18 protein-coding genes are annotated in these 25758 nt (G+C 44.9%); 17 read left to right on the plus strand and 1 reads right to left on the minus strand.

The genetic code is table 11. The features are described 5' to 3' along the window. Positions 1 to 16: 16 nt before the first annotated feature. The gene (locus ACE1CD_RS09850) at positions 17 to 1831 is read right to left on the minus strand and encodes an ABC transporter ATP-binding protein (RefSeq protein ID WP_374823589.1); all 1815 of its coding nucleotides are present in this window, start codon (positions 1829 to 1831) and stop codon (positions 17 to 19) included. Positions 1832 to 1947: 116 nt separating this feature from the next. Between ACE1CD_RS09850 and ACE1CD_RS09855 the strand changes: the two genes are divergently transcribed. The 17 genes from ACE1CD_RS09855 (at position 1948) to ACE1CD_RS09935 (ending at position 25620) form a co-directional block, all read left to right on the plus strand. Next, positions 1948 to 3003: a saccharopine dehydrogenase family protein gene (locus ACE1CD_RS09855; protein ID WP_374823592.1), complete on the plus strand. Its 1056-nt coding sequence runs from the start codon at positions 1948 to 1950 to the stop codon at positions 3001 to 3003. Between the two features lie 15 nt (positions 3004 to 3018). Continuing rightward, positions 3019 to 3414: a glyoxalase superfamily protein gene (locus ACE1CD_RS09860; protein WP_374823595.1), complete on the plus strand. Its 396-nt coding sequence runs from the start codon at positions 3019 to 3021 to the stop codon at positions 3412 to 3414. A 4-nt stretch (positions 3415 to 3418) separates the two neighbouring features. Beyond that, positions 3419 to 5332, plus strand: a complete 1914-nt coding sequence (locus ACE1CD_RS09865; RefSeq protein ID WP_374823598.1) for an ABC-F family ATP-binding cassette domain-containing protein — start codon at positions 3419 to 3421, stop codon at positions 5330 to 5332. A 1569-nt stretch (positions 5333 to 6901) separates the two neighbouring features. Next, positions 6902 to 7564 carry a nitroreductase family protein gene (locus ACE1CD_RS09870; RefSeq protein ID WP_374823601.1) on the plus strand — a complete coding sequence of 221 codons (663 nt, stop codon included), beginning with the start codon at positions 6902 to 6904 and terminating at the stop codon, positions 7562 to 7564. Positions 7565 to 7827: 263 nt separating this feature from the next. Further along, entirely contained in the window at positions 7828 to 8559 is a 732-nt protein-coding gene (locus ACE1CD_RS09875; protein ID WP_374823604.1) for a carboxymuconolactone decarboxylase family protein, read from the plus strand. A 38-nt stretch (positions 8560 to 8597) separates the two neighbouring features. Continuing rightward, positions 8598 to 10115 (plus strand): EthD domain-containing protein, encoded by a 1518-nt coding sequence (locus tag ACE1CD_RS09880; protein ID WP_374823607.1) that lies wholly within the window; start codon positions 8598 to 8600, stop codon positions 10113 to 10115. 1 nt (position 10116) lies between these two features. Beyond that, positions 10117 to 12576 carry a nuclear transport factor 2 family protein gene (locus tag ACE1CD_RS09885; protein WP_374796727.1) on the plus strand — a complete coding sequence of 820 codons (2460 nt, stop codon included), beginning with the start codon at positions 10117 to 10119 and terminating at the stop codon, positions 12574 to 12576. 108 nt (positions 12577 to 12684) lie between these two features. After that, on the plus strand, positions 12685 to 13128 hold the full coding sequence (locus ACE1CD_RS09890; RefSeq protein ID WP_199315079.1) for a nuclear transport factor 2 family protein: 444 nt from the start codon (positions 12685 to 12687) through the stop codon (positions 13126 to 13128). 152 nt (positions 13129 to 13280) lie between these two features. Continuing rightward, positions 13281 to 15395: an iron uptake porin gene (locus ACE1CD_RS09895; RefSeq protein WP_374823610.1), complete on the plus strand. Its 2115-nt coding sequence runs from the start codon at positions 13281 to 13283 to the stop codon at positions 15393 to 15395. 614 nt (positions 15396 to 16009) lie between these two features. Continuing rightward, positions 16010 to 16639 (plus strand): DJ-1/PfpI family protein, encoded by a 630-nt coding sequence (locus tag ACE1CD_RS09900; protein WP_374823613.1) that lies wholly within the window; start codon positions 16010 to 16012, stop codon positions 16637 to 16639. Between the two features lie 61 nt (positions 16640 to 16700). After that, entirely contained in the window at positions 16701 to 18524 is a 1824-nt protein-coding gene (locus ACE1CD_RS09905; RefSeq protein WP_374823616.1) for an AGE family epimerase/isomerase, read from the plus strand. 167 nt (positions 18525 to 18691) lie between these two features. Then, positions 18692 to 19030 (plus strand): STAS domain-containing protein, encoded by a 339-nt coding sequence (locus tag ACE1CD_RS09910; RefSeq protein ID WP_374823619.1) that lies wholly within the window; start codon positions 18692 to 18694, stop codon positions 19028 to 19030. A 3-nt stretch (positions 19031 to 19033) separates the two neighbouring features. After that, the gene (glgX, locus tag ACE1CD_RS09915) at positions 19034 to 21151 is read left to right on the plus strand and encodes a glycogen debranching protein GlgX (protein WP_374823622.1); all 2118 of its coding nucleotides are present in this window, start codon (positions 19034 to 19036) and stop codon (positions 21149 to 21151) included. Between the two features lie 120 nt (positions 21152 to 21271). Further along, a complete protein-coding gene (locus tag ACE1CD_RS09920) occupies positions 21272 to 21622 on the plus strand; it encodes an anti-sigma factor antagonist (protein ID WP_374823625.1) in 351 nt (116 codons plus the stop codon). A 154-nt stretch (positions 21623 to 21776) separates the two neighbouring features. Further along, positions 21777 to 22211, plus strand: a complete 435-nt coding sequence (locus ACE1CD_RS09925; RefSeq protein WP_374823628.1) for an ATP-binding protein — start codon at positions 21777 to 21779, stop codon at positions 22209 to 22211. Positions 22212 to 22319: 108 nt separating this feature from the next. Continuing rightward, positions 22320 to 24149, plus strand: a complete 1830-nt coding sequence (locus ACE1CD_RS09930; RefSeq protein ID WP_374823631.1) for a SpoIIE family protein phosphatase — start codon at positions 22320 to 22322, stop codon at positions 24147 to 24149. Between the two features lie 4 nt (positions 24150 to 24153). Continuing rightward, entirely contained in the window at positions 24154 to 25620 is a 1467-nt protein-coding gene (locus tag ACE1CD_RS09935) for a PP2C family protein-serine/threonine phosphatase (protein WP_374823634.1), read from the plus strand. The last annotated feature ends 138 nt before the right edge of the window (positions 25621 to 25758 follow it).

Below are 25758 nucleotides of genomic sequence, written 5' to 3' on the forward strand. Positions count from 1 at the left end.
TCCGTAGTTGCCAATGTTATTTCAAACCGGACTGCACTCGCCAGAGGCTGGCATAAATACCCTGTCGATCGAGCAGTTCTTCATGTCTTCCCGATTCCACTAATTTGCCATGTTCCATAACATAGATGCAATCGGCATTGCGGACAGTCGAAAGGCGATGGGCGATGGCGATCGTTGTCCGGTTTTGAGTTATTCTTTCCAGCGAACGCTGAATAGCCGCTTCTGTTTCGTTGTCCACTGCCGATGTAGCTTCATCGAGAATCAATATAGGTGGATTTTTCAACACAGCCCGTGCGATCGCAATCCGCTGTCGCTGTCCACCCGATAACTTTTGCCCCCGCTCACCCACAATGGTTTCGTAACCTTGTGGTAGCTGCATGATAAAGTCGTGGGCTTCTGCAATCTTAGCTGACGATACTATATCTTCAAAAGTAGCATCAAAACTACCGTAAGAAATATTCTCGGCAACAGTGCCATGAAATAAGAATACATCCTGGCTGACTAAGCCAATACACGATCGCAAATCTTTAAGGTTCAGCTGGCGCAATTCAATGCCATCGAGGGTAATTGTTCCTGCTTGAACTTCGTACAAGCGCAAGAGCAATTTTACCAAAGTACTTTTGCCAGAGCCAGTAGAACCGACTATGGCGATCGTTTTCCCAGCTGGTATATCTAGGTAAAGATGCTCAATTACTGGGCGGCGTCCGTTGTAGGCAAAGGTGACATCCCGCAGCGCCAACTCGCCACGCACCGAATTGACTGGCAAAGGGATATCGCCGGTATGAATGGCGATCGGGGTATCCAACAGATTCATTACTCTATTAGTAGATGCCATTGCGCGTTGATATTGGTCGAAAGTATCTCCCAATCTCGTTAAAGGCCATAGCAATCTTTGGATGAGGAAAACTAATACGCTATAAGTACCTACCGACATTTTGCCGTTGGCAGCTTCTACGCCGCCATACAGCAGCAGTGCAGTGAAGCCAGCCAGAATAATCATACGGATTAAGGGGACAAACGCTGCCGAAAGTGCGATCGCACGGCGGTTGCTTTGCCGATAAGCCTCGCTTTCCACCTCCAGACGCCTTGCTTCGTATTCCTCTGCCGTATAGCTTTTAATCGTCACGATACCCGACAGATTATTCGCTAACCGACTGTTGAGGAAACCAACCTTTTCCCGCACGTCGGCATAGCGAGGCGCAAGCAGACGCTGATAAAATACCGAGCCCCAGATAATAAACGGTATGGGTAACATTGCCATCCACGCCACGCTGGGAGCCAAGATAAAGAAAGCGCTGCCAATAACGATCGCCGTCGTGGAAACTTGGATCAGGTCATTCGCTCCCACATCCAAAAAGCGTTCTAATTGGTTGATATCATCGCTGAGTACAGACATCAAACCGCCGATGCTGCGGTCTTCAAAATAGGCAACTTCCAGTTCTTGGATATGTTTGTAAGCATCTAGGCGCAACTCGTGTTGAATTTTCTGCGCCAAATTGCGCCATAACCTCGCGTAGGCGTACTCAAATAAAGATTCCAGTATCCAAATAATGACAGTGAGGATGGAAAGAATCGCGAATTGCCAAAAAATATCTTTGACGCCCCACTGTGCAACGATCGAATCCTTTTGTTTCACCACCACATCAACAGCGATCCCAATCAGGGCGGGTGGTGCTAAATCAAAGATTTTGTTGAGAATTGAGCAGCCAGTTGCCAGCCAAATTTGCTGGCGATAATCTTTTCCGTAATCAATCAGGCGCTTGAGGGGATGCACCGAACCGAGGTGCTTCCTTCTAAAGGAAGATTTACGAGGAGTAATAGCTTTGGTCACTTGCCCGATCGCTTAATCTTGAATGCACATAAATACTGCCCTTGCACAGTTTAACTAATTAATTATTAATTGGCGATAAAACCTCATCATAGAAGTTAGCGCTTAATATATTTCTTATGTCATCAACTTTCATGTTATACGGTGCAAACGGCTATACGGGGACGCTGATTGCTCGACTGGCAGTCCAGCGCGGACTTCGCCCGATTTTGGCCGCACGCAATGCCGAAAAATTAGCACCTTTGGCAACAGAACTGAGTTTGGAATATCGCGCCTTCTCGCTCGACGATACAGCTGCCACAGACGAAGCTTTGGCCGATGTACCGTTAGTGCTGCACTGTGCTGGCCCTTTTGAGCGCACTGCCAAACCAATGGTTGATGGATGTCTGCGGACAAAAAGGCACTATTTAGATATTACCGGAGAAGTGAGCGTATTTGAGGCGATCGCATCCCGCGACGCCGAAGCCAAAACCGCCGGAGTCATGCTTCTCCCAGGCGTGGGTTTCGATGTCGTCCCCTCCGACTGCCTAGCGGCCCACCTCAAAAGACGACTCCCTACAGCGGCGCGACTCTCCCTCGCTTTTCAAATACAGGGTGGAGTGTCGCGAGGAACTGCCACCACAGTCATCGAAAATCAGCATAAAGGCGGTTTAGTCAGGCGCGATGGAGTGATTACCCCCGTTCCCGCTGCTTGGAAAACCCGTCAAATCGATTTCGGACAAGGGCTGGTGGAAGCTACAACAGTACCGTGGGGCGATGTGTCCACCGCTTTCTACAGTACGGGAATTCCTAACATCGAATTGTATATGCCAGTACCGGCATCTCGGCGCAGGGCGATGCTTGCCAGTCGCTATATTGGTTGGTTGTTGGCTTTAGCTCCCGTGCAAGAATACTTGAAAGGTCAGATTCAGAAACAAGCGCCTGGGCCAACTGATGCCCAACGTACACAGGGAAGCAGTCTGCTGTGGGGAGAAGTGGAAGACGATAGCGGTAAAAAGTTGGTTTCTCGCCTGCAATGCCCCGAAGCTTATACTCTCACGGGGATGACTGCTTTGGCGATCGTCCAAAAAGTGTTGGCGGGACAGGTGGCTGTAGGTTTTCAAACGCCATCAAAAGTTTATGGAGCAGATTTTATCCTAGAAATTGAGGGGGTTTTTCGAGAAGATGTTAATTAATTTGCCAAGAAATTTATGAGCGCGAATAAACCACCCCTACTGGGAAAAGTTACCCCGATTATTCCGGCTGGTGGCGATATGGAAAAAGCCATCGCCTTCTACGAAAAACAGCTTGGGTTTAGTAAAATCCATCAAGAAGGCAATCCCGTCAGGATGGCAATTGTCAAACGCGACTCAGCAGAAATCATTCTGCAAAAAAATGACGATCGACATCTGGCAGAATCGACGACCTTTCTCATCCAAGTCGATGGGATCGCAAAACTTTACGAGGAGTTTCTGGCTCAGGATGGAGGGATAATTCATCCCAACGGTAAGCTGGAAAGCAAACCTTGGGGCATGAAAGAGTTTACAATAGTCGATCCGGCAGGTGTGTGCATTACATTCTACGAGCTAGAGCGCTCAAATAACTAATAAGATGAGTATTTTTACACTGCAATCAGTCAAAAAAGACTTTGGCATTAAGGAAATTCTCAAAGATGCCAGCTTTAGTCTGGGTGCTACTGATAAGGTTGGATTGATTGGTACTAACGGTTCTGGCAAATCGACTCTATTAAAAATGATTGCCGGTTTGGAGCCGATCGACGGCGGTCAAATTATAGTTAACTCCGGCACTCGCATTGTCTATTTGCCTCAGCAACCGGATTTAGATGAAAATCATACGGTTTTGGAGCAAGTTTTTGCCGATAGCGGGGAGCGCATGGTTTTGGTGCGCGAGTATGAAGAACTTTCGGATAAATTAGCTCATTTTCCCGAAGATAGCCAAATCATGGCGCGTCTATCTGCTGTTATGCAGCGTATGGAAGCAACGAATGCTTGGGAATTAGAAACTAATGCCAAAATTATTCTCACTAAGTTGGGAATAGAAGATTTCAATGCTAAAATAGCAACTTTGTCGGGAGGATACCGCAAGCGCATTGCTTTGGCAGCTGCGTTGCTTTCCGATCCTGATGTATTGTTGATGGATGAGCCAACAAACCATCTGGATGCTCTATCGGTAGAGTGGTTGCAGAGTTATTTGAATCGCTTCCGAGGTGCGATTCTGTTAATTACACACGATCGCTATTTTCTCGATCGCGTCACCAACCGTATTCTAGAAATCGACAGAGGGGATCTCTACACATACGACGGTAACTATTCTTATTATTTAGACAAGAAGGCTTTAGCCGAAGAATCAGCCGCCAGCAGTCAACGCAAACATCAGGGCGTATTGCGTCGCGAATTAGAATGGCTCAAGCGTGGGCCGAAAGCTCGCAGCACCAAACAAAAAGCCCGCATTGAACGTATCCGCGATATGCAGGCGCAGGAGTTTAAACAAGTTCAAGGAAAAGTTGATATCGCTACGCCTGGACGTCGCATCGGTAAAAAAGTTATCGAACTTACAAATATTTCCAAAGCCTACAACGAACGCACTTTAATTGACAATTTCACTTACAATTTTAATCCAGAAGACCGGATTGGAATCGTTGGCGGTAATGGCGCTGGAAAGTCTACTCTGCTTAATATTATTACAGGCCGGGATATCCCTGATTCGGGTAGTGTTGAAATTGGTTCTACAATTCATATCGGCTATTTTGACCAGCATTCTGATGAGTTACTTGCTGCTATGAACGAAAGTCAGCGGGTAATTGATTACATTAAAGAAGAAGGAGAATTTGTCAAAATTGCCGACGGTACTCAGATTAGCGCTTCGCAAATGTTGGAGCGGTTTCTGTTTCCCGGTAACCAGCAATATGCACCGATATACAAACTTTCTGGTGGTGAAAAGCGGCGGTTGTTTCTGTTAAGAGTTTTGATGGGTGCGCCGAATGTGTTGATTTTGGACGAACCGACAAACGATTTGGATGTGCAGACTTTGGCGGTGCTGGAAGATTATCTGGAAGATTTTAATGGTTGTGTGATAGCAGTTTCGCACGATCGCTATTTTCTCGATCGCACTGTGGATACGATCTTTGCTTTTGAATCTGCTGGTAATATCCGTCAATATCCCGGTAATTACTCAATTTATCTGGATTTCAAAAAGGCAGAGGAAGAAGCTTCTCCCAAAGTGGAAGAAAAACCCAAAGAACCTCGCTCGAAAGTTAAGGAAGAGTCATTCGATCGCAACAAGCCGCGTAAGCTTTCATCTAAAGAAAAACGAGAATTTGAAATGTTGGAAAGTAAGATAGCTCAGATGGAAGCTGAAAAAGCTGAAGTGGAAAAAGCACTTTACAATGCTCCTCCTGGAGAAGTCACTAAGGTGCGAGAGTTGTACGAAAAAGTGGAAGCTTTGACTAAGGCTATCGATCTTGCAACTGAGCGCTGGTTAGAATTGGCTGATATTCAGTCTTAATCTAACTTGGCTCTGCTTGTTTGGGGTGAAAATCTTGTTTTGTTCGCTCTCCGGTAAATAGTGCGGGTAAAGCTCATGATTTGAATAGATAGCTGACTTTATAAGGCTTTTCTGTGGCTCTATGTCCCATTGCTCGATTCCCCAAAAACCGAGTTTTTCACACTAACTACGGAAAAGTCGATCGAATGGTTTTTTTAGCGAAGAAACTAGAAAAACTAAGTTTCTTAGGTATTCAAGGCTAGTAAGTAGCAACTTGCCTTATTTATTTTGTAGCAAAAAGCTGGAAAAGTAGGAAAAGTAGGAAAAGTAGGAAAAGTCTAATAATTAAGATATTTAAAAAAGTTAGACCGAACCTTTACAAAAACAATAAACTGTAATTTAAATTTATACTGGAGAACAAAACCATCAAATTTTCTGTGAGTTTTATCCCTTCTTTTACCAATTTTGGGCATTGCACCCCTAATTTGGCGTAACATCCAGTCGATACAATTTTTGATTTTCTTGCTGCGATAGAGCAGTATTAACTTTGATACTGAGTTTATAAAAAAAAACCTTATATGATAACACATTTATGGTAAAAAGCAACAGTTATTTGGAGGGTCGATCGCCTGGAAGCATCTAACCAGGCACTTGGCCCGATCGTTGTGTTTGGTTTGTCTAAAGTTTGCTACAGATTCTGGATTTGCTTACCTCTGCTTTGGAATGGCAAGCGAAAATATGCGACTTTTTGGCCCAAAATCATCTATCTTAAGGAGTAAAATAAAAAATTTTATAATTTCTTTATGTTAGAGTGACCGAACAATAAGCTATCTTGTCCTTGGAGTCAAATCGAACTAGGAGGATTGAAAATCAAAATCCATATCACATCACATATCCATTTGTCAAGCTCAAGAGACTCTTGAGTTTAACAGCTCATCGAAAACCTGGATGAATCTGAAAAAGTTGCCCGATCGAATCTAAAATCATCCATATTCGCTTTGCTAAAACGGTAATAATTACAACCTAGAAAATTTACTCTTTACTGAGCCAGTCAAATGCAAACCGATGCCATACTGGAAAAGTATCTGTTAGTAAGCTAAGCAACCCACGAGGTTCTTGAAATTTGCCAAAGTTCGCGTACTAAAGCGAAGCAAACACTTTCCAAAGGAACAGAAACAGTATGGAGGTTTTGATGTATAGGCGTAAATATTTGCCTGTAGGTAGATATTTGACAACCAGTTGCGCCCCCAGGAGGAAAAATTTAAATAAGATTAAGTTTTTTAGAATTTCTCTGGAGACGATATAAACTAAGAGTTATCAACGAAAAGCTCTTAAGTCGGCATCTCAAGAGTAAATTTATAAATTCATGCAAAAGAAATTAAAGTCTCAAAATAAGCATAAATTATATAAATAATGATGTGGCGGATTTGATTTAAAATATTGAACGAGAGGGCTCTTGTCAAAACCACAACCAGGCAATTATTATGAGAACAAACAAAAAAATGTAAGGGAGGGTGAATATAAGAAGCTCAAAAACAAGATAAAAGAAATATACCCAAAAAAAAGAAACTTAGAAAATTAACGAAAAAAATGGAACAGCAAACTATACTCGACTTAAAAGACGCGATCGAACAGCGTCGAGCCGCTCGTAGTTTCAGATCCGAACCAATTCCCGAAGCAACTTTGTCAGAAATTTTACGCCTTGGACTAATGGCTCCATCAGGCTTTAATTTACAGCCTTGGCGCTTTATTGTTGTCCGAGAGCAAGAAAATAAAGAGAAATTAAAAGCTTGTGCTTTTAACCAACGTCAGATTACCGAAGCGCCAGTAGTTTTAATTTGTTGTGGCGATCGGACTGTAGCCAAACCCGAATATATTGAAACTATAATTAACATGGGCAAAGAAACAGGAGCGGTAAACGATGGCTACGCTGACGTAATGCGTCAATCTATTCCCCAATTGTTCGAGTACCATCCCAGCTTTGAGTCAATAGAAGCCTGGACAAACCGTCACACAATGTTAGCCGTCGCGCACATCATGATTGTTGCCAAAAGTTTGGGCGTCGATAGCTGTCCTATGGAAGGATTTGTTGCCGCTCAAGTAAAAGAAATATTCCAAATTCCGACAGAAATTGATGTTTGCTGTTTGCTACCTCTTGGCTATGCAACCGAACCATTCAAACATTATGGTGGACGTTTTCCCAGCGAGCAAGTATGCTACAGTGAAACCTATGGGCAAACATTAAGGCTCTAAAATTAGAGCGTGTTTCGATTGAGCCGGAATACTTCAAAATTTAGTTTCTTTGCAGCAAGGTGAACAATTGTTTTCAATGGCTTAAAAAAACAATTTTTTTTGAAGTTAAGTTAAATATTGTTTATCATCCTTGCACTAAAAAAAGAAATCTGGCATAGTTAAAAAAATGCGGCGATGATAGTAACAGCCAAGGGTAAACACAAGCCTATCTGGACTGTAAAAATTTGGTAAAAACTGTAAATTCTAATAACTGTAGGATGATGATGCCATATAAAAATGCAGTTCTGGATGACAAAGACCTGCAAAATAATTTAAAGCGTCTTAACCCAAGATTTGGCGATTTCGTTACTCGTGTAGCGGGAGAAGCTTGGGGTGGGACATTAATACCACAAAAAACAAAAGCTTTAATTACGATCGCAGTTGATGTTGCCAACCAAAATCACAAAGGCCCCGGCAATCCTTTCGGAGCCCATATAGATATGGCGCTCAAACAAGGAGCCACCCGGGCAGAAATCGAAGAAATCCTTTTGTTTTTATGCGTTTATACTGGATTCAATAAAGTTGCCAGTTGCTTCGGCGCACTGAACGAGTTTTTTGAAAGAGCCAATCTGCAACAGTATCCAACACCAACAAATTCGGAAATGGGAAAAATATCAAACCCAATTTTGGACAACCCGGCACTTCAAGAAAATTTGAAAACTGTCAACCAACAGTTGGGGGAATTTAGCATTAAAGTAGCAGGTGAAGCTTGGAACCTGCCGTTAATTGATACAAAAACTAAGGCTCTCATAGCAATTGCAGTTGATATTGCTAACCAAGATCATGTAGGTGACAATAATCCTTTTGGACTGCATTTAGATATTGCTTTTGATAATGGATCTACTGCGGAAGAAATTGAAGAACTACTTTTGTTTTTGTGCGTTTACACCGGCTTCAACAAAGCCGCAGTAGGCTTTGGGGCACTCAACGAGTATTTGTCACAAAGGAGAGCTTAAAAAAATTTAGCACTAGAATTGGACGAAGGAAAGGAAAAATGAGTAAGGCTGATTACGCCGCCCGCGATCGAAAAGGAAAAGTAGCGTTCTACGTTCTCTTGTGGAAAAGAAAAGGAATAAGTTTAGAACTTTTCGATGACTACTGGAGAGACGTTCATGGTCCTGTTTGTGCGAGACTGCCAGGTCAATATCAATACTGGCAATTTCATCTAGCTCACAATCAAGGTGGTATTTGGCCGGAAATTAATGGTATAAATTACACAACACCCTCAGAAGATCAATTCGATGGCATTGCCGAATTAACTTTTGAAACAGAACAAGACCGTCAGACATGGTTCAAAGCTGCTGCCATTCTGATGGATGACGAACACAACTTGTTCAGTAAAGCGATCGGTTACAACTCCAGCCCCGGCAATTCCATCACGTATGTTGATAGTATTCCCACAGGAGATCCAAACGGAGCGCTCGGAATTTTAAAGTTCCACGTTCCCGTCAAGAAAGCAGATGGCATAAGCGTGCAAGCCTTTCGGGACTACATGAAAAACAGTTTCGCTCCCGCTGTTATCAAGAGCGATTCAGTGCTGAAATTCCGGCTGCACCTGTTTGAGGAAGTAGATAATTCCCGTCCGGATGCTGCTGGAGTATCGCATTACGAACCAGCAGAGAAGCAGTATCAAGCATCTTTTGAAATTGCCTTCGCGAATCCTTTGGAAATGGAAACATTCTTTGCTTCCAAAGAGTACGCAGCAGCGGTAAAAGATCAGGCAAAGTACATTCAACAAATTTGCCCCTTTCCAGAGCGAACTGCTTACACTTTTGTTTACAACAGTCAGATGACTTTGGCCGGTCAACGCAGTTCTACCGTTGCCGAGCTAATTGTAAACATAGGAGCAACAAATCAACTCAAAGAAGATGTAGTTGCTCTCATGCTCGATCAAAAACTTATTGTTTCACAACCAAACGGAGCTAAAAATATGACCGCTAGCACTGACAAAAAACGCATTAATTACTACAAAGATTTGTCAGCGGATTATTCTCGTCCGGGACTCGTTACCCCGTATGTAGCTCAAAAACTCATCGAAGATGCCGAAAAGATCGTCGCGATGAAAGAAAAGACTCTACCCGAAATTGGCCCTAACTATACTCTCGCACAAATTGAAAAAGAAAATAAAGATTGGTGGCCTACTCACTGCGAAGCATTGAGACAAGGACGCGGCGATATTTTAACAGGTGAATATCGTGAAGATTTAGTTTATCTATGCCAAGATGGGCCGTTTTTTGGCTTGGAACAGCAGAAAGAACGGGAAAAACACTGGTGGGCTTTGATTGCCCAGCCAGGAGTAACTATGTGCTGGCCGATCGTCATGTTCAACGGAGAAGTAACCTACTTTGAATGGAAGTGTGTGGACGACGAAACCAACGAAACACTTGCGAAAGGAAATGTCACCTGGGTGCGGCGCGGACACCGAGGTGCGTGCTACCTGAAAACTGAACAATTGACCTTCTACCGCGATGTCTATGCACCTGAGTACTTGCTCAAGTTGATCACCACATGAGATGGCAGAGAACAGGCGATATAAAAATGCAGTTCTCGACGATCTAGAACTTCAAGAGGGTTTAAAAACCCTCAATCCAAAGTTCGGTGATTTTGTTACTCGCGTAGCGGGTGAAGCTTGGGGCTTACCGTTAATCAGTCAAAAAACTAAGGCATTAATTACGATCGCAGTTGATGTCGCCAACCAAAATTTAGAAGGCCCAGGCAATCCTTTTGGAGCCCACATAAACATGGCGCTCCAGCAAGGAGTCACCCGCGAGGAAATCGAAGAACTGTTGTTGTTTTTGTGTGTTTATACTGGTTTTAACAAGGTCGCAAGCGGCTTCGGCGCACTTAACAAATTTTTTGAGCAAAGAAGCCTTCAACAAAGGACAGCGCCAATGAGGAAAAATGATTTTGCTGCCCGCGATGAAAAAGGAAAAGTAACCTTCTACGTTCTCCTGTGGAAACGCAAAGGGATTACTTTAGAACTTTTCGATAACTATTGGAAAGACGTTCACGGCCCAGTCTGCGCCCGACTGCCTGGTCAGAATCAATACTGGCAGCTTCATCTGGCAAATAATGAAGGCGGTTTGTGGCCGACTGTTGAGGGGATAGAGCAGATTTGTGCCAACGAAGATCAGTTCAATGGGATTGCCGAACTGACCTTCCAAACAGATGCCGATCGCCAAACTTGGTTTAAAGCTGCTGCCATTCTCATGGATGACGAGCATAACTTATTTAGCAAGGCGATCGGATACAACACCAGCTACGGCAATTCCAAAACCTACGTTGACAGCATCCCAACAGGAGATCCCAACGGAGATCAAGGGCTGCTCAAATTCCACGTTCAGGTCAAAAAATCCGATACCGCGAGCGTGGATGCCTTTCGCCAGTATATGCAAAACAGCTTTGCTCCAGCTGTTGCCAGCAGCGATGCGGTACTCAAGTTCCGAATGCACCTGTTTGAGGAAGTAGATAATTCCCGCCCGGATGCCGCCGGTGTGGTTCATTCTGAATCTCCAGAAAAGCAATATCAAGCAGCTTTTGAAATTGCTTTCTCGAATTCTCTGGAAATGGAAAAGTTCTTTGCCTCATCTGAGTACGCTACTGCTACGAAAGAGATGGCAAAATATGTCAAAGGTCTGTATCCATTTCCCCAACGAACTGCTTACACTTTTGTCTACGACGGCAAAATGACTTTAGCAGGACAGCGGAGTTCTAGGGTCGCGGAACTGATTACCAAGATCGGAGCCACCAATCAATTAAAGGAGGACGTAGCTTTTCTAATGACTGGTAAGCTTTCTACTCCCAATCCTCAGATCGATGGTAAGTCTGGTTTAGGTCATTATTTGCAAGGCGTGCAACACTTCGGCATCACAGTCGATGACATGGCCAAAACGATGGAATTTTACATCGACGTGTTAGGCGGTAAAGTCGCTCTTCTTGGCAATGGATTTATCGGCCCGGTGTTGCAAAATAATCTCTTTCAAAAAGAACAAATTGAGGCGATCGAAAGAAATGTCGATCCCAGAAGTTTGGGCGTACCCGATTTGGTTGACGGTTCCAAGGAATCGCTCGATGTGAGGTTCATTTCCTTCGGTAACACGGTGTTAGAGGTGATCCATTTCCGCGATGCCAAATTAACCCCGAACGCCCCTAATGTATTCCAAAAAGTTCCTAGCTGCGTCGGCTATGCAAACGTACCCCATATTTCTTTTCACGTCAAAGATGACGTAAATCTCAATGATTTTGCCAGGATACTGGAAGAGGAATGTCAAAGGCGAGGTTTGACTGAAGTTGTTTGCAACCGCGTTATTCACGTTAAATCTCACGAAGAAAGAAAAAAAGTAGCCCTTAAATATTACGCCAACAAGTTTTGGAACGATCCAGAATATTTTATCGAGGGTTACTCAGATTCAGATTTCGGAGATTTTTACGGCTGGTCATTGTTTTACTGTAAAGGGCCAAACGGGGAACAACTTGAGTTCAATCAAGTAACTCGGACAGCCAAACAAAACTTTATCAGAGCACAGCAGGAATATAACAACGCCCACGGCACAAATTTCGTTTGGCCATCAAGCCCCTTCAAAGAGCAAGCTGCGACAAGCAAAAGTGTCGGCGGTACAATGTCCGATCTGGTGAGGAATCTCTTCATCGTCGGCGAACCGATGAATGTGGATGGCTTCGTGACATTCTTTGCCGATGATGCTCTCTACAAGTTCAGCAATTTCCCTGTAGTGTACGGCCCAAAAGGTATTAAAGAAGCTTCAGCAACGCTCGTTTCCAAGGTGAAAGCCGTTCACCACGAGATCCAGGCAATGTGGGAAGTGGGCGATACAGTAATTTGCGAAATGCAAGTAGAATACATCCGTTACGACGGCAAGGTTTTTAAACTTCCCTGCTGCGACACCATCCGCATTAAGAACGGCAAGATTCAAGAAATGTGGGTGTATATGGATATCAATCCTGTTTTCTCCTGAAAAGAGAAAATAAAATTGGGGTTCAAACTGCCCAGCTAATCTAAATCGGGCTTGATTGAACAAACAAAGCTAAGTTGAGTTCCCTAAATCGCAAAGGATAGCAAATCTATGCCAGAAGTTAAGACCGACTACCTAACCGAACAAAAATGGGATTGGCCTCATACGAAAAAGTGGCCAAAATTTTCCGGAAAAAGGATAGACATAATTAAACAGATGTTTCTGGCTGGTGAAGCGATCAACGTCAATAATTTCGTTAAGTTCTACACCGAAGACGCCCTGTACCAGTTCAGTAACTTTCCGGTTGTCTACGGACACGAGGGTATTAAAAATGCTTCTACCGGTTTTCTAGAAAAGTGCGAAGGTGTACACCACCACATTAAAAATATTTGGGAAATTGGAGAAGATACCGTAGTCGTTGAAATGGAAGTCACTTACTTCCGCCACGACGGCAAAATATTTACCCTTCCCTGCTGCGACACAGTTCGCTTTAAGGGCGATAAAGTCCAAGAATTGCGGATATACATGGATATCAGTCCGGTGTTTGCCGACTGAGGTTGTGTTTGAATAAGTTAGCCCCAACTGCCAACTAAAAAGTTGGGGTTAAAAGCCGCAAAGTTCACAGTCAGAGAAGTTGAGTAGGTTTTCTGTTCTGGAACTCAGTAGTTAGCTGAATGCCTGGAAATTACTCAGAAAGAGCCAAAATAATGACCGCAGTTAGGAAAAACACGAATTTTTTGCGTACCTCTTTAATCTCTGTAGTTTCAGCAGCTAGTATCGCATCTGCTGCTGCTGCAATGCCTGCGGCAGAAACCTCGTCACAGAAGGTAGAAACGCCAGCAAATGCTGAAGTTGTTGAGCCTGAAATTAACGCGGAAACTTTAATCCTAACCGAACTACAGTTGCCAGCGGTAGCGGAGATTAACGCTAATCCAAATGTAGCTGTTTTTCCTCGCGAAAATGCCGCTTCTGTTGCCTCAATCCAGGCAAAAACTTTTCCAATTCAAACTAATTCTAGTTTTTTAGAGCCATTTAACAACACTAGCTTATTAAAAAGTACTGCTTTCGATCGCAAAAATTCTCTTTCCCAGCTGCCTGATGTCGTCGAAACCAAACAATCCATATTGCCAACTCAGACAAAGCAGCTAAGGGTAGCTGAGATTGAGCCTAACCCCAAGGAAACCGTTACTGCACAAAACACGGCTGCTCCTCAAAACCCCCAGACAAGAAGTTCCGCCGTCGAAAGCGATACCAGACTCCAAAATGGAACGAACAGATCCAAACCAAAAAACCCTTTAGCTCAAGTTACCTCAGTTTCCCAGCTTTCTGACGTACAACCTACAGACTGGGCTTTCCAAGCCTTGCAGAGCTTGGTTGAGCGCTACGGTTGTATTGAAGGGTATCCCGATCGCACTTTTCGCGGTAATAGAGCAATGACCCGCTACGAATTTGCCGCCGGGTTAAATGCCTGTTTGGAAAAGATTCAGGAACTGATCTCCTCTGTGAAACCTTCCGTTTCCGAGGCTGACTTAAACAGTCTGCGACGATTACAGCAAGAATTTGCCGCCGAACTGGCAACACTGCGAGGTCGTGTGGACTCCCTAGAAGCTCGCACGGCGAAACTGGAAGCAACCCAATTCAGCACTACTACCAGATTATTTGGCAATATCAGATTTCAAACAAACGCTTATTTTTCGGGCGAAGGTGATACGGAAACAATCTTTCAACATATTGCCTATTTGGGCCTTTTAACTAGCTTCACCGGTCGCGATTTGTTGCTAACTGGGATTGGAATTACAAACACTGTTTTCCCCGATTTAGCAACAACTAATGCGGGGAAATTTGTCGGCTCGACACGCGAAGGTGCTGCGGATGCTTCGGCTTCCGGCGATACCGGAGATGCTGCTAGAATCATCACTTTACAGTATCAATTCCCACTCACGGATAAAATAAATGTCAACGTGATTGCGGGTAATCGGTATCGCTTCGATCCGCTCACAGCTCGTCGGTTCCTGCCATACTATCAGGTTGGTAATGGCCCTGCCAGTACTTTTGCTGAGGCACCTCCTATTTATTTGCTCGGCGGTGGAGCTGGGTTAGCCATAGATTACGAGATGTTTAAAGGAACGGTGCTAACCTTAACTTACATATCGACATTTGCTAACGAACCTGGTTCTAAAGCTGGCTTGTTTAACGGAGATTATGTAGCATCCGCTCAACTAAATTACAATCCCGTTCGTAAGTTTTTCTTGCAAGGTGTATATCAGAACGGTTACTTTGGTACTCGCACATTTCCTGACGGTCAGATTGGCAATTTCGGCTTTAATAACGGTCAATTCTTCCGAGGCAATGGTTTTATAGGTAGTGCCTTGGCAAATCGCTTTGACGATCCAGGTGTGTTGTTCGATGAAGCATCTGCTGTTTCTACCAATGCTTATCATGTGGGAGGGTACTACGAAATTAGCCCTAAATTCGTGCTCGGTGGCTGGGTTGACTATATCAAAGCCAGACTAATCGGCAAAGGTGATGCTGATATTTGGACTTATTCAGTTCAAGCTGCATTTCCGGATTTATTTAAGCAGGGAAATTTGGGCGGTTTAGTTGTGGGTATGGAACCAACTCTCACCGGTTTCAAAAAGGGAGATCGCTATGTCGGTACATTCGACAACGATACATCCCTGCATATCGAGGCTTACTACAGGTATCAGGTCAACAATAATATCTCCGTTACTCCATCAGTGATTTGGATTACAGCTCCTAACCAAGATGCTGATAATGAAGACATTGTTATCGGTGGGGTTAGAACTACGTTCAACTTCTAGTTGTCAAACTTAGTTTCACTTATCCCTACTAAGGCGTCTTACTTTTCTACTTTTAAGGCAAAGATAGATAGGCGGTCACTGGATAGTCAACTATTACAACTACTTGGCGATCGCTATCAGATTTTGCCCTATTTGACAAGCGGTAAACTTAATTTTGGTTTTCAACTAACATCTTGCTTAGTTGTTGGCAGTCTAGTGCAGATGCCAAGATAAAGGGAACCATAAAATTAAGTTAAACAACCTCAACATCTGGAAATTTTTACCATCCAGAAGATAATTTCTTTACGTCAATACTTCAAATCCAAAAAAAACTTTCCATTTCAAGAAATATTTAATTTATGTTAAGAATGGAGAGCGCTGCAAAAAATGATGTTTTCATAGGAGAATACGGTTGATTGATAGTAGTTAAAAGTTTGCTTGCGACGTGGGGAGTAGTTTGTAAAGCAAATAAGTGTTTTTGCTGGAAACAGGACAACAGAAATAGCGAAGTAGTAGCCAACCCGTAAATAGTAAAGCTTTCCTTTATCAGCAAGAAAGCTGTTTAACAAAATGGGTTAGCACCAGCCAGCAAAATGATTACACAAATATGCAAACAAACAAGGAGTCAGAAAAGCATGACATCTGAGAGTAAAGGCAAAATCGGCGTAATCATTGAAGAACATTTCGATGCCACAGAATATCGGCGCTTCAATGAGTTTTTTCCAGAACGAGGTTATGAGGTAGAGTACATTTCCCACTTGTGGGGAAACGAATCACTAAAATTCGGCTCTAACCCAGAAAATGACCAAATTGAGTTTCATGTCACGGTCACCAAAGAAATTAACGATGTCGAGCCATCTGAGTACAAAGGCATCATTTGTATAGGTGCCTATGCAATGGATCGTCTGAGATATCAAGTTTCCGTAAAGAAAGGCCAAAAAAATCAAGCTCCAGCAGTAGCGTTTCTTCGGAAAGCTATCAGTGAGGAGAATGTGAAACTAGGTACAATTTGTCATAGTTTGTGGCTTTTCTGCGCCGATCGCGACTTACTGGAAGGTCGCAAAGTTACCTGTGCCCACAACATCATCTGCGATGTTGAAAATGCAGGTGGCGATGTAGTATATGACGGTGATGTGACCGCCGATCTAGTTATAGATGGCAATCTGATTACGGGTAAGCATCCAGGCGTTGTAGACGAATTTATGGAAGCTTTCGTAGCAGAAATTGAGAAAGCGGAACAAAAGCAGACGGTAGCAGCTGGTTAACCCACTGGCGATCGCATAAAAGTTTCCACAAGTTAATTTACTCATCCAGGAGGCGATTCCAATGGATCACATGAGTTTTTCGTTTTCCGATACGATCGGTGGGTATGTCACCCACTTTAACCGCCAAGAAAAATCTTTTGGCATCAAAACATCAGATGGGCGGGAATACACGGCTCATTTAACTCCAACTGCCTGGGGTCGGATTGCTCAGAACTTGGAAGAAGGTTACATTGATGCTACTCAACGACTGGGCGAATTATTAACTCCCGGTCAGCACGTATTCGCATACGGTGTCTTCTATCCCCAGGGCGACGGTCACAAATTTGATGTGAAATCTTTTGTGTTTCCCGGCGAAGCGCCCGATAAATATCGCCACGAAGAACCGGATTGGTGGGTAAAACAAGTTCGCTCCATTGCTGACTCTTACCTGAAGTGGCAATTTGATTATCCCAACAAGGAAATCAATTATCGCGAATACCGCACTATGCTCAACCTCGCTGGTGCCAAAAAGCAGGAAGACTTTCTCCAAGAAACCGATACTGTTTCCCGACTGGTTTACGGTTTTGCTTCAGCTTTTATGCTGACGGGGCATGACCGCTTCCTAGAAGCCGCTGAAAAAGGCACCGAATACCTGCGGGATCATATGCGGTTTTACGACCCGGACGAAAACCTGATTTACTGGTATCACGGCGTTAAGGTAACGGGCAACCGCGAGCAAAAACTGCTGACATCAGAGTTTAGCGACGACTACGATTGTATCCCGGCTTACGAACAAATTTACGCCTTAGCTGGCCCGATGCAAACTTACCGGGCTAGTGGCGACCCGCGCATCCTCAAAGATGCGGACATGACTATAGATTTGTTTGACAAATTCTATTTAGATAAAGAGAAGGGTGGATATTTCTCCCACCTCGACCCCATCACCCTCGACCCGCGTGCGGAGTCGCTGGGCCGCAACCAAGGTCGGAAGAACTGGAACTCAGTGGGCGACCACGCTCCGGCTTACCTGATCAACTTGTATTTGGCTACCGGCGAACAAAAATACGCCGATATGTTGGAGTACACCTTCGATACGATCGAAGCCCACTTCCCTGACTACGATAACAGCCCCTTTGTTCAAGAAAAATTCTACGAAGACTGGAGCCACGATAAAACTTGGGGTTGGCAACAAAACCGCGCTGTTGTTGGGCACAACCTCAAGATTGCCTGGAACTTGATGCGGATGCAAAGCCTCAAACCCAAAGATAAATACGTGGACTTTGCCAAAAAGATTGCTGCTATCATGCCAGCAGTGGGCAGCGACCAACAGCGCGGCGGTTGGTACGATGTGGTAGAGCGCGTCTTAGGTGAGGGCGAAGAACAGCACCGCTTTGTTTGGCACGATCGCAAAGCTTGGTGGCAACAAGAACAAGCTATTCTAGCTTATTTGATCCTGCACGGTATTGAGAAAGACCCAGAGTACTTGCGTCACGCTCGCGAAGCTTGTGCCTTCTACAACGCTCACTTCCTCGATCATGACGACGGTGCCGTTTACTTCAACGTCCTGGCAAACGGTCTGCCTTTCCTGATGGGCACGGAACGGTATAAGGGCAGCCACTCTATGAGCGGTTACCACTCGACGGAATTGTGCTACTTGGCAGCAATTTACCAAAACTTGCTGATCTTCAAGCACCCGATGGACTTCTACTTCAAGCCGATACCGGGAGGGTTTAAAGACAATACCCTGCGCGTATCGCCAGATATTCTGCCTCCTGGCAGCATCGCAATTGGTAAAGTTTGGATTAACGATGAAGAGTACACCAATTTTGATGCCGATGGCCTGACAGTCAAGCTGCCAGACACCCAAGAACGAGTCAAAGTTAAAGTGCAAATCGTTCCTAAATAGGTGAGGATAGGATTGGGAATTGGGGAATCGCAATTTCAGATTTTAGATTTGAGATTTCAAATTGAAATATTTCTTGAATCTAAAATCTAAAATTTGAGATTGGCAATTCCCTATTCCCTATTCCGAAGAAAATCGAAAATCCAAGATTGCAAATCCCAAATCAAAAGATGGACATCAATATAAAGACGCTTCCAGATGAAGTAACTGTGGTGGAAATGGTCGGTGACATTGATGCCAGCACCGCACCGAAAGCCCAAGCGGAAATTTTACCGTTAGCCGTGGCTGGAAGCAAAATTCTGCTAGATATGACCAAGGTTCCCTATACCTCCAGTGCAGGCTTGCGAATGCTGCTTTCACTGTATCGGCAGATAGATGCTAACAAAGGGAAACTGGTGCTGGTGGGGATTTCCGAGCAAATTCAGGACACCATGTCCGTTACTGGCTTCTTGGAGTATTTCACTAGATGCGACACAGTTGATTCGGGGCTAGAAATCCTCAAGGGGTAGGCAATGGATTACGGACGTATTGATATTCATCCCACCCATACATACGGCGACTTCAAGCTGCGTCGGGGGCGTCCATCTCCTTTCGGGGCTACTCTAGTGCCCGGTGGTGTCAATTTCTCAATTTTTTCCTCTTACGCCAAATCCTGTGTTTTGGTGCTATTCCAAAAGCACGCCAAGGAACCGATGGCGGAAATTCCGTTTCCAGACGAGTTCAGGATTGGCAATGTTTTTTCCATGATCGTATTCGACTTGGATTACGAAAATATCGAATACGGCTACCGCATGGATGGGCCTTTTAATCCGAAGGAAGGCCACTGGTTTGACTCCAGTAAAATTCTGATGGATCCCTACGCCAAGCTGATTGGCGGTCGGGATGTTTGGGGAGAAACGCCAGACTGGAGCGATATTTATCACCATCGCGCTCGTATCGCTTTAGATGACTTTGACTGGGGCGATGACCGTCCCCTGGAAATACCGCCAGAAGACTTGGTTGTCTATGAGATGCACGTCCGCAGTTTTACCAAGCATCCTTCGTCTCAAGTGAAGCATCCCGGCACTTTTGCCGGCATTAGGGAAAAAATCCCTTACATCAAAGAGTTGGGCATCAATGCGATCGAATTGATGCCAGTCTACGAATTCGATGAATTTGAGAATTCGCGCCCCAATCCCGTCAGACCCGGTGAAACACTGCTCAATTACTGGGGTTACAGTACGGTGGGGTTTTTTGCACCCAAGGCCGGTTACGCAGCTACCGGCAAACTGGGGATGCAGGTTGATGAGTTAAAAACTTTAGTCAAAGAACTGCACAAAAACGGCATCGAAGTAATTCTCGATGTGGTGTTCAACCATACGGCAGAAGGCAACGAGTACGGCCCTTACATTTCATTTCGGGGTATTGACAACAAAACGTACTATATGCTAACGCCGGATGGTTATTACTATAACTTCAGCGGCTGCGGCAACACGCTCAACTGCAACAATCCGATCGTCCGTAACATTGTGCTGGATTGTTTGCGTTACTGGGCAGCAGAATATCACATTGATGGCTTCCGGTTTGACTTGGCCTCGATTTTGGGGCGCGACCCCAGGGGCTATCCTCTCCCCAATCCACCTCTGTTAGAAACCCTAGCCTTCGACCCGATTTTGGCTAAGTGCAAACTGATTGCCGAAGCTTGGGACGCTGGTGGGCTCTACCAGGTAGGTTCTTTCCCCGCATTCGGACGTTGGGCGGAGTGGAACGGTAAATATCGGGACACTGCGCGTAAGTTCCTCAAGGGGGATGCGTCCGCAGGGGAAATGGCACCCAGACTGAGCGGTTCGCCAGACCTCTATGCCTGGGAAGGTCGCGGGCCAGCCACATCGATTAATTTCATCACGGCCCACGACGGTTTTACGCTGATGGATATGGTTTCGTATAACTATAAGCACAACGAAGCCAACGGCGAAAACAACAACGACGGTAGCAACGATAACGATAGTTGGAACTGCGGTTGGGAAGGGCCAACGGACGATCCTGGCATTAACGCTCTGCGGAAGCGGCAGGTCAAAAATGCTGTGGCTATGCTGATGGTTTCCACTGGTGTGCCGATGATTCTCATGGGCGATGAGGTGGGACGCACTCAGTACGGCAACAACAATACTTATTGCCACGACAACGAGCTAAATTGGCAGGATTGGACGCTTTTGGAGAAAAACGCCGACCTGTTCCGCTTTTTCAAGAACTGCATTGCCTTCCGTCACGCTCATCCGGTGTTGAGAAGTAAATACCACTTCAGCAACAGGGATTATATGGGCAGCGGCTATGCCGATATTACTTGGCACGGCACTCAGGCGTGGAATGCAGATTGGTCGGGTCGCGCTCTCGCTTTTCTGCTCTGCGGCAAACACGCGAAAGCGGGAACGGTTGAGGATAACTATGTCTACGTCGCCATGAATATGCACTGGGAAGCTCTTTGGTTTGGAATCCCAGGTTTGCGAGATGGTATGAAGTGGCACGTTTTTGCCAACACGGGAGCTCCTACACCCGATGATATCTGGGAACCAGGCTCCGAACCGATGCTGGAAAATCAGTCGGGATTGTTGCTGGGCTCGCGCTCTGTGCTTATTCTCGTCGGTAAGTAAAACAAACAAAAGATTTCTGATTTTAGATTGTAAATCTAAAATCAAGAAAGATTTCAAATTTCAAATTTGAAATCTGAAATTTGAAATTTCCAATCTATTCACTAAAATCAGGAGAAAATAATGGCTTTGGACGTAAAGTTGGAAACAAAAACATCTGCCTCGAATGTCAAAATTGGCATAATCACTTTGTCTGGAGATTTGGATGCGAGTACCGCACCAGCGTTCAAAGCGGAAGTGGAAAAAGCGGCTAATGAGGGTGCAAAACGTCTCGTTTTGATGTTGTCCGGGCTGAATTATATGGCCAGCGCAGGTTTGCGGGTGCTGATCTTTTCAAAGCAAAAGATGGGTACAGATGCTGACATCTACGTTGTCGCTCCTCAAGAAGGTGTGCTGGATACTTTGGACAAGACCGGTTTCATTCAGGGTGTGATTTTGTTGGAAGAAGACGAGCCAGAAAAGTACGAACAATAATTAGAGATTTCAGATTTCAGATTTTAGATTTTAGATTTTAGATGCAAATCTAAAATCTAAAATCCAAAATTTTTCTTGATGGAAATTTGAAATATAAAATCCGAAATCAGAAATTACCAATTAATCCTGAAAGATTGAAGCCTGACTGTTGTCTATGGAATCTTTAACTGTACCTGGAAATCTAGACTCTTTGAGCGCGATCGCTCAATACGTTATGGCAGCTGCGGATGCAGCTGGGTTAGATAAAAAAGCATCTTATAAACTGCGTTTGGCGGTTGATGAAATCGCCACCAACATTATTATCCACGGCTACGAAGAAAACAATCTCCAAGGAGATGTTTGTATGATGGCCGATCTCGACGATAGCAGCCTGACTATTACCGTCGAGGATACCGCAATGGCTTTCGATCCTTTCCCTAAGTTATCCTTGGAGGAAGAAAAGATCGGTCTGCCAATGGAACAGAGGCCGATCGGGGGATTGGGAGTTTATCTAGCTATTCAAGGCGTCGATAAGTTCTTCTATGAAAGAGTGGGCGATCGCAATCGCAACACCTTTGTAGTCAAGCGAACCACGGCTAATGCTCAGTAGTAAAAGCTCAGCGGTTAGCAGTAAAAAAAATCACAACTGCTGACCGCTGAAAACTGTATACTAAACTTTCACATACCAAATTTGCAAAAACACAATTAAAAATAAACTATGGACATAAAAAAATTATTCTCCGGGTCTTTGCAATTCCGCATGACAGTCCTACTACTGGCTGCGGTAATTCCTCCTATGCTGATAGGCATATTAGTGACGAGTTGGTACGCGGGCGAGATATTGCGTAAAGACGCAAAGAAAGAATTGGCCGATAAAGGCAAAAATTTAGCTAAATTTGTGGGCAAATGGGAAGAAAGCAAAACCCTGGCACTGCGTAACCTAAGTCAGCAACCCGACGTTATCGGTATGGACCCAGCGAAGCAGAAAGCAATTCTAACTAAGATGCTGAGCGTGTATAAAAATTCTACGCTGACCGCTACTGACACAACGGGCAAAGTTATATCTACCAGCGACAAGCTGGATACATCTAACTATAGAGATCGCGAATGGTTCAAGGGTGCAATAGCCGGCAAGACAATCACTCGCCAGACCCTGATCAGCCGCACAACCAATAAACCGCGTTTGTGTTTGTCCACCCCGGTTCGGGGGGACAAAGCACCGCGACCCATACAGGGGGTAGTAGTGTCGTGTACGGATTTGACAGAAGTAGCTAAAGAAGTCGGTACAGTTAGTTTGGGAAAAACCGGTTATGCCTTTCTGGTAGATAACAAAGGTACAGTAATAGCTCATCCCGACCCATCAATTACCGCTAAACTTCTCAACGTCAGTACCCAACCAGCAGTAAAAGCTTTGTTAGATGGTAAAAGAGGTAATTTTTCCTTCACCGATCAAGGCACAAATTGGCTCTCCTATATCATTCCTTTACAAAATGGCTGGGGTGTGGTAGTCAAACAGCAAGAGAGCGAAGTGTTGGAGGAAGCAACGCGCTTTGGACAACTTGCCTCGGTTTTGGCGGTATTTGGAGCTTTGGCAGTTGGGGGTATAACTTGGTGGTTGGCTAGCACTCTGGTGCGTCCGATTAAGGATCTGACTGTGGAAGCGAAAGCGATATCCACGGGTAATTTAGACCGCCGAGTCAAGATTGACCGAGAAGATGAACTGGGAACTCTTGGCGTTGCTTTCAATAAAATGGCAGAGCAATTGCAAGAACTCATTGACGTACAAGTCAAGTCGGCAATGGCGAGAAGCGAAATAGAAAAAGGACGGCAGATTCAGAAAGATTTTCTGCCAGAAACGCTACCGCAGCCGGAAGGTTGGGAAATTGCCGCAGTTTTTGAACCAGCTCGTCAGGTAGCAGGCGATTTCTACGATTCTTTCCCTCTTGTTGATGGCAAAATAGGTGTGGTAATTGCCGATGTCTGCGACAAGGGAGTGGGTTCGGCTCTGTTTATGGCTTTGTTCCGCAGTTTGATTCGGGCGATCGCTCAGCAAGACTATTCTGACGATCGCACAGCTTTAAAAAATGCGATGGAGTTTACCAATAACTACATTGCCACCAACCACAGCCGGACAAATATGTTCGCCACTATGTTTTTTGGCGTATTCGATCCCAAAACTGGAGAATTGAACTACGTCAATGGCGGTCACGAACCGCCAATTATCATGAGTCCGGATGGTACAAAAATACGCCTCAAACCAACAGGGCCAGCGGTGGGAATGCTGCCTAACCTAAAATTTAAGGTGGAACAAGCCCAATTAAAACCGGGAGACATTTTGGTTAGCTACACTGATGGTGTTCCAGAAGCTAAAGATACAGAAGCGCAATTCTTTACAGAAAAGCAACTGCTCTCGCTCCTGGAGCAGCCCATAGCCTCTGCACTCTCTTTACTGGAAACTATTGAGGCAAAGGTAAAGCAACATATTGGCAAAGCGGATCAGTTTGACGACATTACCATGTTGGCTGTGAGACGGTCACAAGAAAAATAGTTCTATGAGCGATCGCGATAATTCAAAAGAAGAACTGCTGGCAGAATTGGAATCGCTGCGCCAAGAGGTAGCAAAGCTAAAAAGCGCTGAAGCTGCTTTTAAGGCGCAAAGCGAGCTGCTGGAGAATTTGGTGGAAATGGCGCGAAGTTCAGCCGAAAAGCATCTGCTGACGGGGATTTTGAAAAAGACCCTGGAGGTTGCCACCAGGTTGACGGATGCAGAGAGAGGCAGTTTGTTTTTGCTCGATCGCGATGGTGCTGTCACCGCCAGTATCCTAACGCGCAAAGACGCCACTGCGGAGGAAAGTACTCAACTAATCGGAGCTGTTCTGGATAAGGGTCTGGCAGGTTGGACGATCCGCAACCGTCAAGTAGGATTGATCGCTGATACCAGACTCGATGACCGTTGGTTTGAGTTTCCCAATCAGCCTTACAAGGTTGGCTCGGCGCTAGCTGTTCCTATCCTCAGAGGCGAAGCTTTGCTGGGCATTCTCACTCTGCTTGACAGCGAGGTCGGTCATTTTACCTCGGAACAAGCTTTGCAAATGCTCTTAACAGCGGAACAGATCGCCTTAGCGCTAGAAAATGCTCAACTCTATGCCAAACTGGATGAATCTTACAGTTCGTTAGAAAAGACTAAACTAGCTTTGCAAAACGAACTGGAAAAAGGTCGGCTTCTACAAAGAGATTTTTTACCCGATCGATTGATCCAGCCTTCTGGGTGGGAAATTGCGGCTTGCTTCTACCCCGCCCGCGAAGTGGCTGGGGATTTCTATGACGCTTTCACACTGCCTGGGGACTATGTGGGTCTGGTCATTGCGGATGTATGCGACAAAGGTGTGGGTGCAGCTTTGTTTATGGCGTTGTTCCGCAGCTTAATGCGGCTGTTTTCCGGTCAAATTCGCTTGGAAGAATCGGATGTGCTAAAGAGAGAGCCCTCTATCACACCAGACGATGCGATCGCACCCCATAAAGCTGACTACTCCGCAGAAATCGACGCTCTTAAAGCTGTTTCCCTTACCAACAATTACATCGCCAAAACTCACTGGCAGATGAGTATGTTTGCCACAATGTTTTTTGGTGTGCTAAACCCTGCCACCGGTTTGCTCACTTACGTTAATGGTGGGCACGAGCTACCAATTATTATTGGTTCTTCTGGTGTCAAGCACCGCTTGAAGCCGACTGGCCCCGCAGTGGGCATAATGCCTAACGCGAAGTTTAAAACTCAACAAGTTCAGCTAGAACCTGGTGATATTTTATTAACTTACACCGATGGGGTACCGGAAGCTCACAATCCCGAAGGTAAATTTTTCACCGAGCAAAGGTTGCTAACTTTAGCCCAAGAGCCTACAAATAGTGCAAATGCTTTACTGGACACCATTGAAAAAAGTTTGCGCGACCACATCGCCGATACAGTTCAATTTGACGATATCACTATGCTGGCTTTGCGTTGGGCAAAAAATTCTAGCTAGAGCGTCGGGGAAGAATACAGGGTAATCGCATCTAAAAGCGGGCCAGCACAACTTCCAAAAAGTACCCTACCCAAAAATTTCAGCGATTATGACAGGCTTATTGATAATTAGTAGGCTGACGAGAGAGCCTACACATTA

The sequence above is a fragment of the Aerosakkonema sp. BLCC-F183 genome (assembly GCF_041929145.1).
In the GTDB taxonomy this organism is placed as follows: Bacteria; Cyanobacteriota; Cyanobacteriia; order Cyanobacteriales; family Aerosakkonemataceae; genus Aerosakkonema.

Excerpts from the sequence above, each read along its gene's own strand:
- ACE1CD_RS09855 (WP_374823592.1), top strand. The coding sequence starts at position 1,948 with ATGTCATCAACTTTCATGTTATACGGTGCAAACGGCTATACGGGGACG.
- ACE1CD_RS09860 (WP_374823595.1), top strand. The coding sequence starts at position 3,019 with ATGAGCGCGAATAAACCACCCCTACTGGGAAAAGTTACCCCGATTATT.
- ACE1CD_RS09865 (WP_374823598.1), top strand. The coding sequence starts at position 3,419 with ATGAGTATTTTTACACTGCAATCAGTCAAAAAAGACTTTGGCATTAAG.
- ACE1CD_RS09870 (WP_374823601.1), top strand. The coding sequence starts at position 6,902 with ATGGAACAGCAAACTATACTCGACTTAAAAGACGCGATCGAACAGCGT.
- ACE1CD_RS09875 (WP_374823604.1), top strand. The coding sequence starts at position 7,828 with ATGCCATATAAAAATGCAGTTCTGGATGACAAAGACCTGCAAAATAAT.
- ACE1CD_RS09880 (WP_374823607.1), top strand. The coding sequence starts at position 8,598 with ATGAGTAAGGCTGATTACGCCGCCCGCGATCGAAAAGGAAAAGTAGCG.
- ACE1CD_RS09885 (WP_374796727.1), top strand. The coding sequence starts at position 10,117 with ATGGCAGAGAACAGGCGATATAAAAATGCAGTTCTCGACGATCTAGAA.
- ACE1CD_RS09890 (WP_199315079.1), top strand. The coding sequence starts at position 12,685 with ATGCCAGAAGTTAAGACCGACTACCTAACCGAACAAAAATGGGATTGG.
- ACE1CD_RS09895 (WP_374823610.1), top strand. The coding sequence starts at position 13,281 with ATGACCGCAGTTAGGAAAAACACGAATTTTTTGCGTACCTCTTTAATC.
- ACE1CD_RS09900 (WP_374823613.1), top strand. The coding sequence starts at position 16,010 with ATGACATCTGAGAGTAAAGGCAAAATCGGCGTAATCATTGAAGAACAT.
- ACE1CD_RS09905 (WP_374823616.1), top strand. The coding sequence starts at position 16,701 with ATGGATCACATGAGTTTTTCGTTTTCCGATACGATCGGTGGGTATGTC.
- ACE1CD_RS09910 (WP_374823619.1), top strand. The coding sequence starts at position 18,692 with ATGGACATCAATATAAAGACGCTTCCAGATGAAGTAACTGTGGTGGAA.
- glgX (WP_374823622.1), top strand. The coding sequence starts at position 19,034 with ATGGATTACGGACGTATTGATATTCATCCCACCCATACATACGGCGAC.
- ACE1CD_RS09920 (WP_374823625.1), top strand. The coding sequence starts at position 21,272 with ATGGCTTTGGACGTAAAGTTGGAAACAAAAACATCTGCCTCGAATGTC.
- ACE1CD_RS09925 (WP_374823628.1), top strand. The coding sequence starts at position 21,777 with ATGGAATCTTTAACTGTACCTGGAAATCTAGACTCTTTGAGCGCGATC.
- ACE1CD_RS09930 (WP_374823631.1), top strand. The coding sequence starts at position 22,320 with ATGGACATAAAAAAATTATTCTCCGGGTCTTTGCAATTCCGCATGACA.
- ACE1CD_RS09935 (WP_374823634.1), top strand. The coding sequence starts at position 24,154 with ATGAGCGATCGCGATAATTCAAAAGAAGAACTGCTGGCAGAATTGGAA.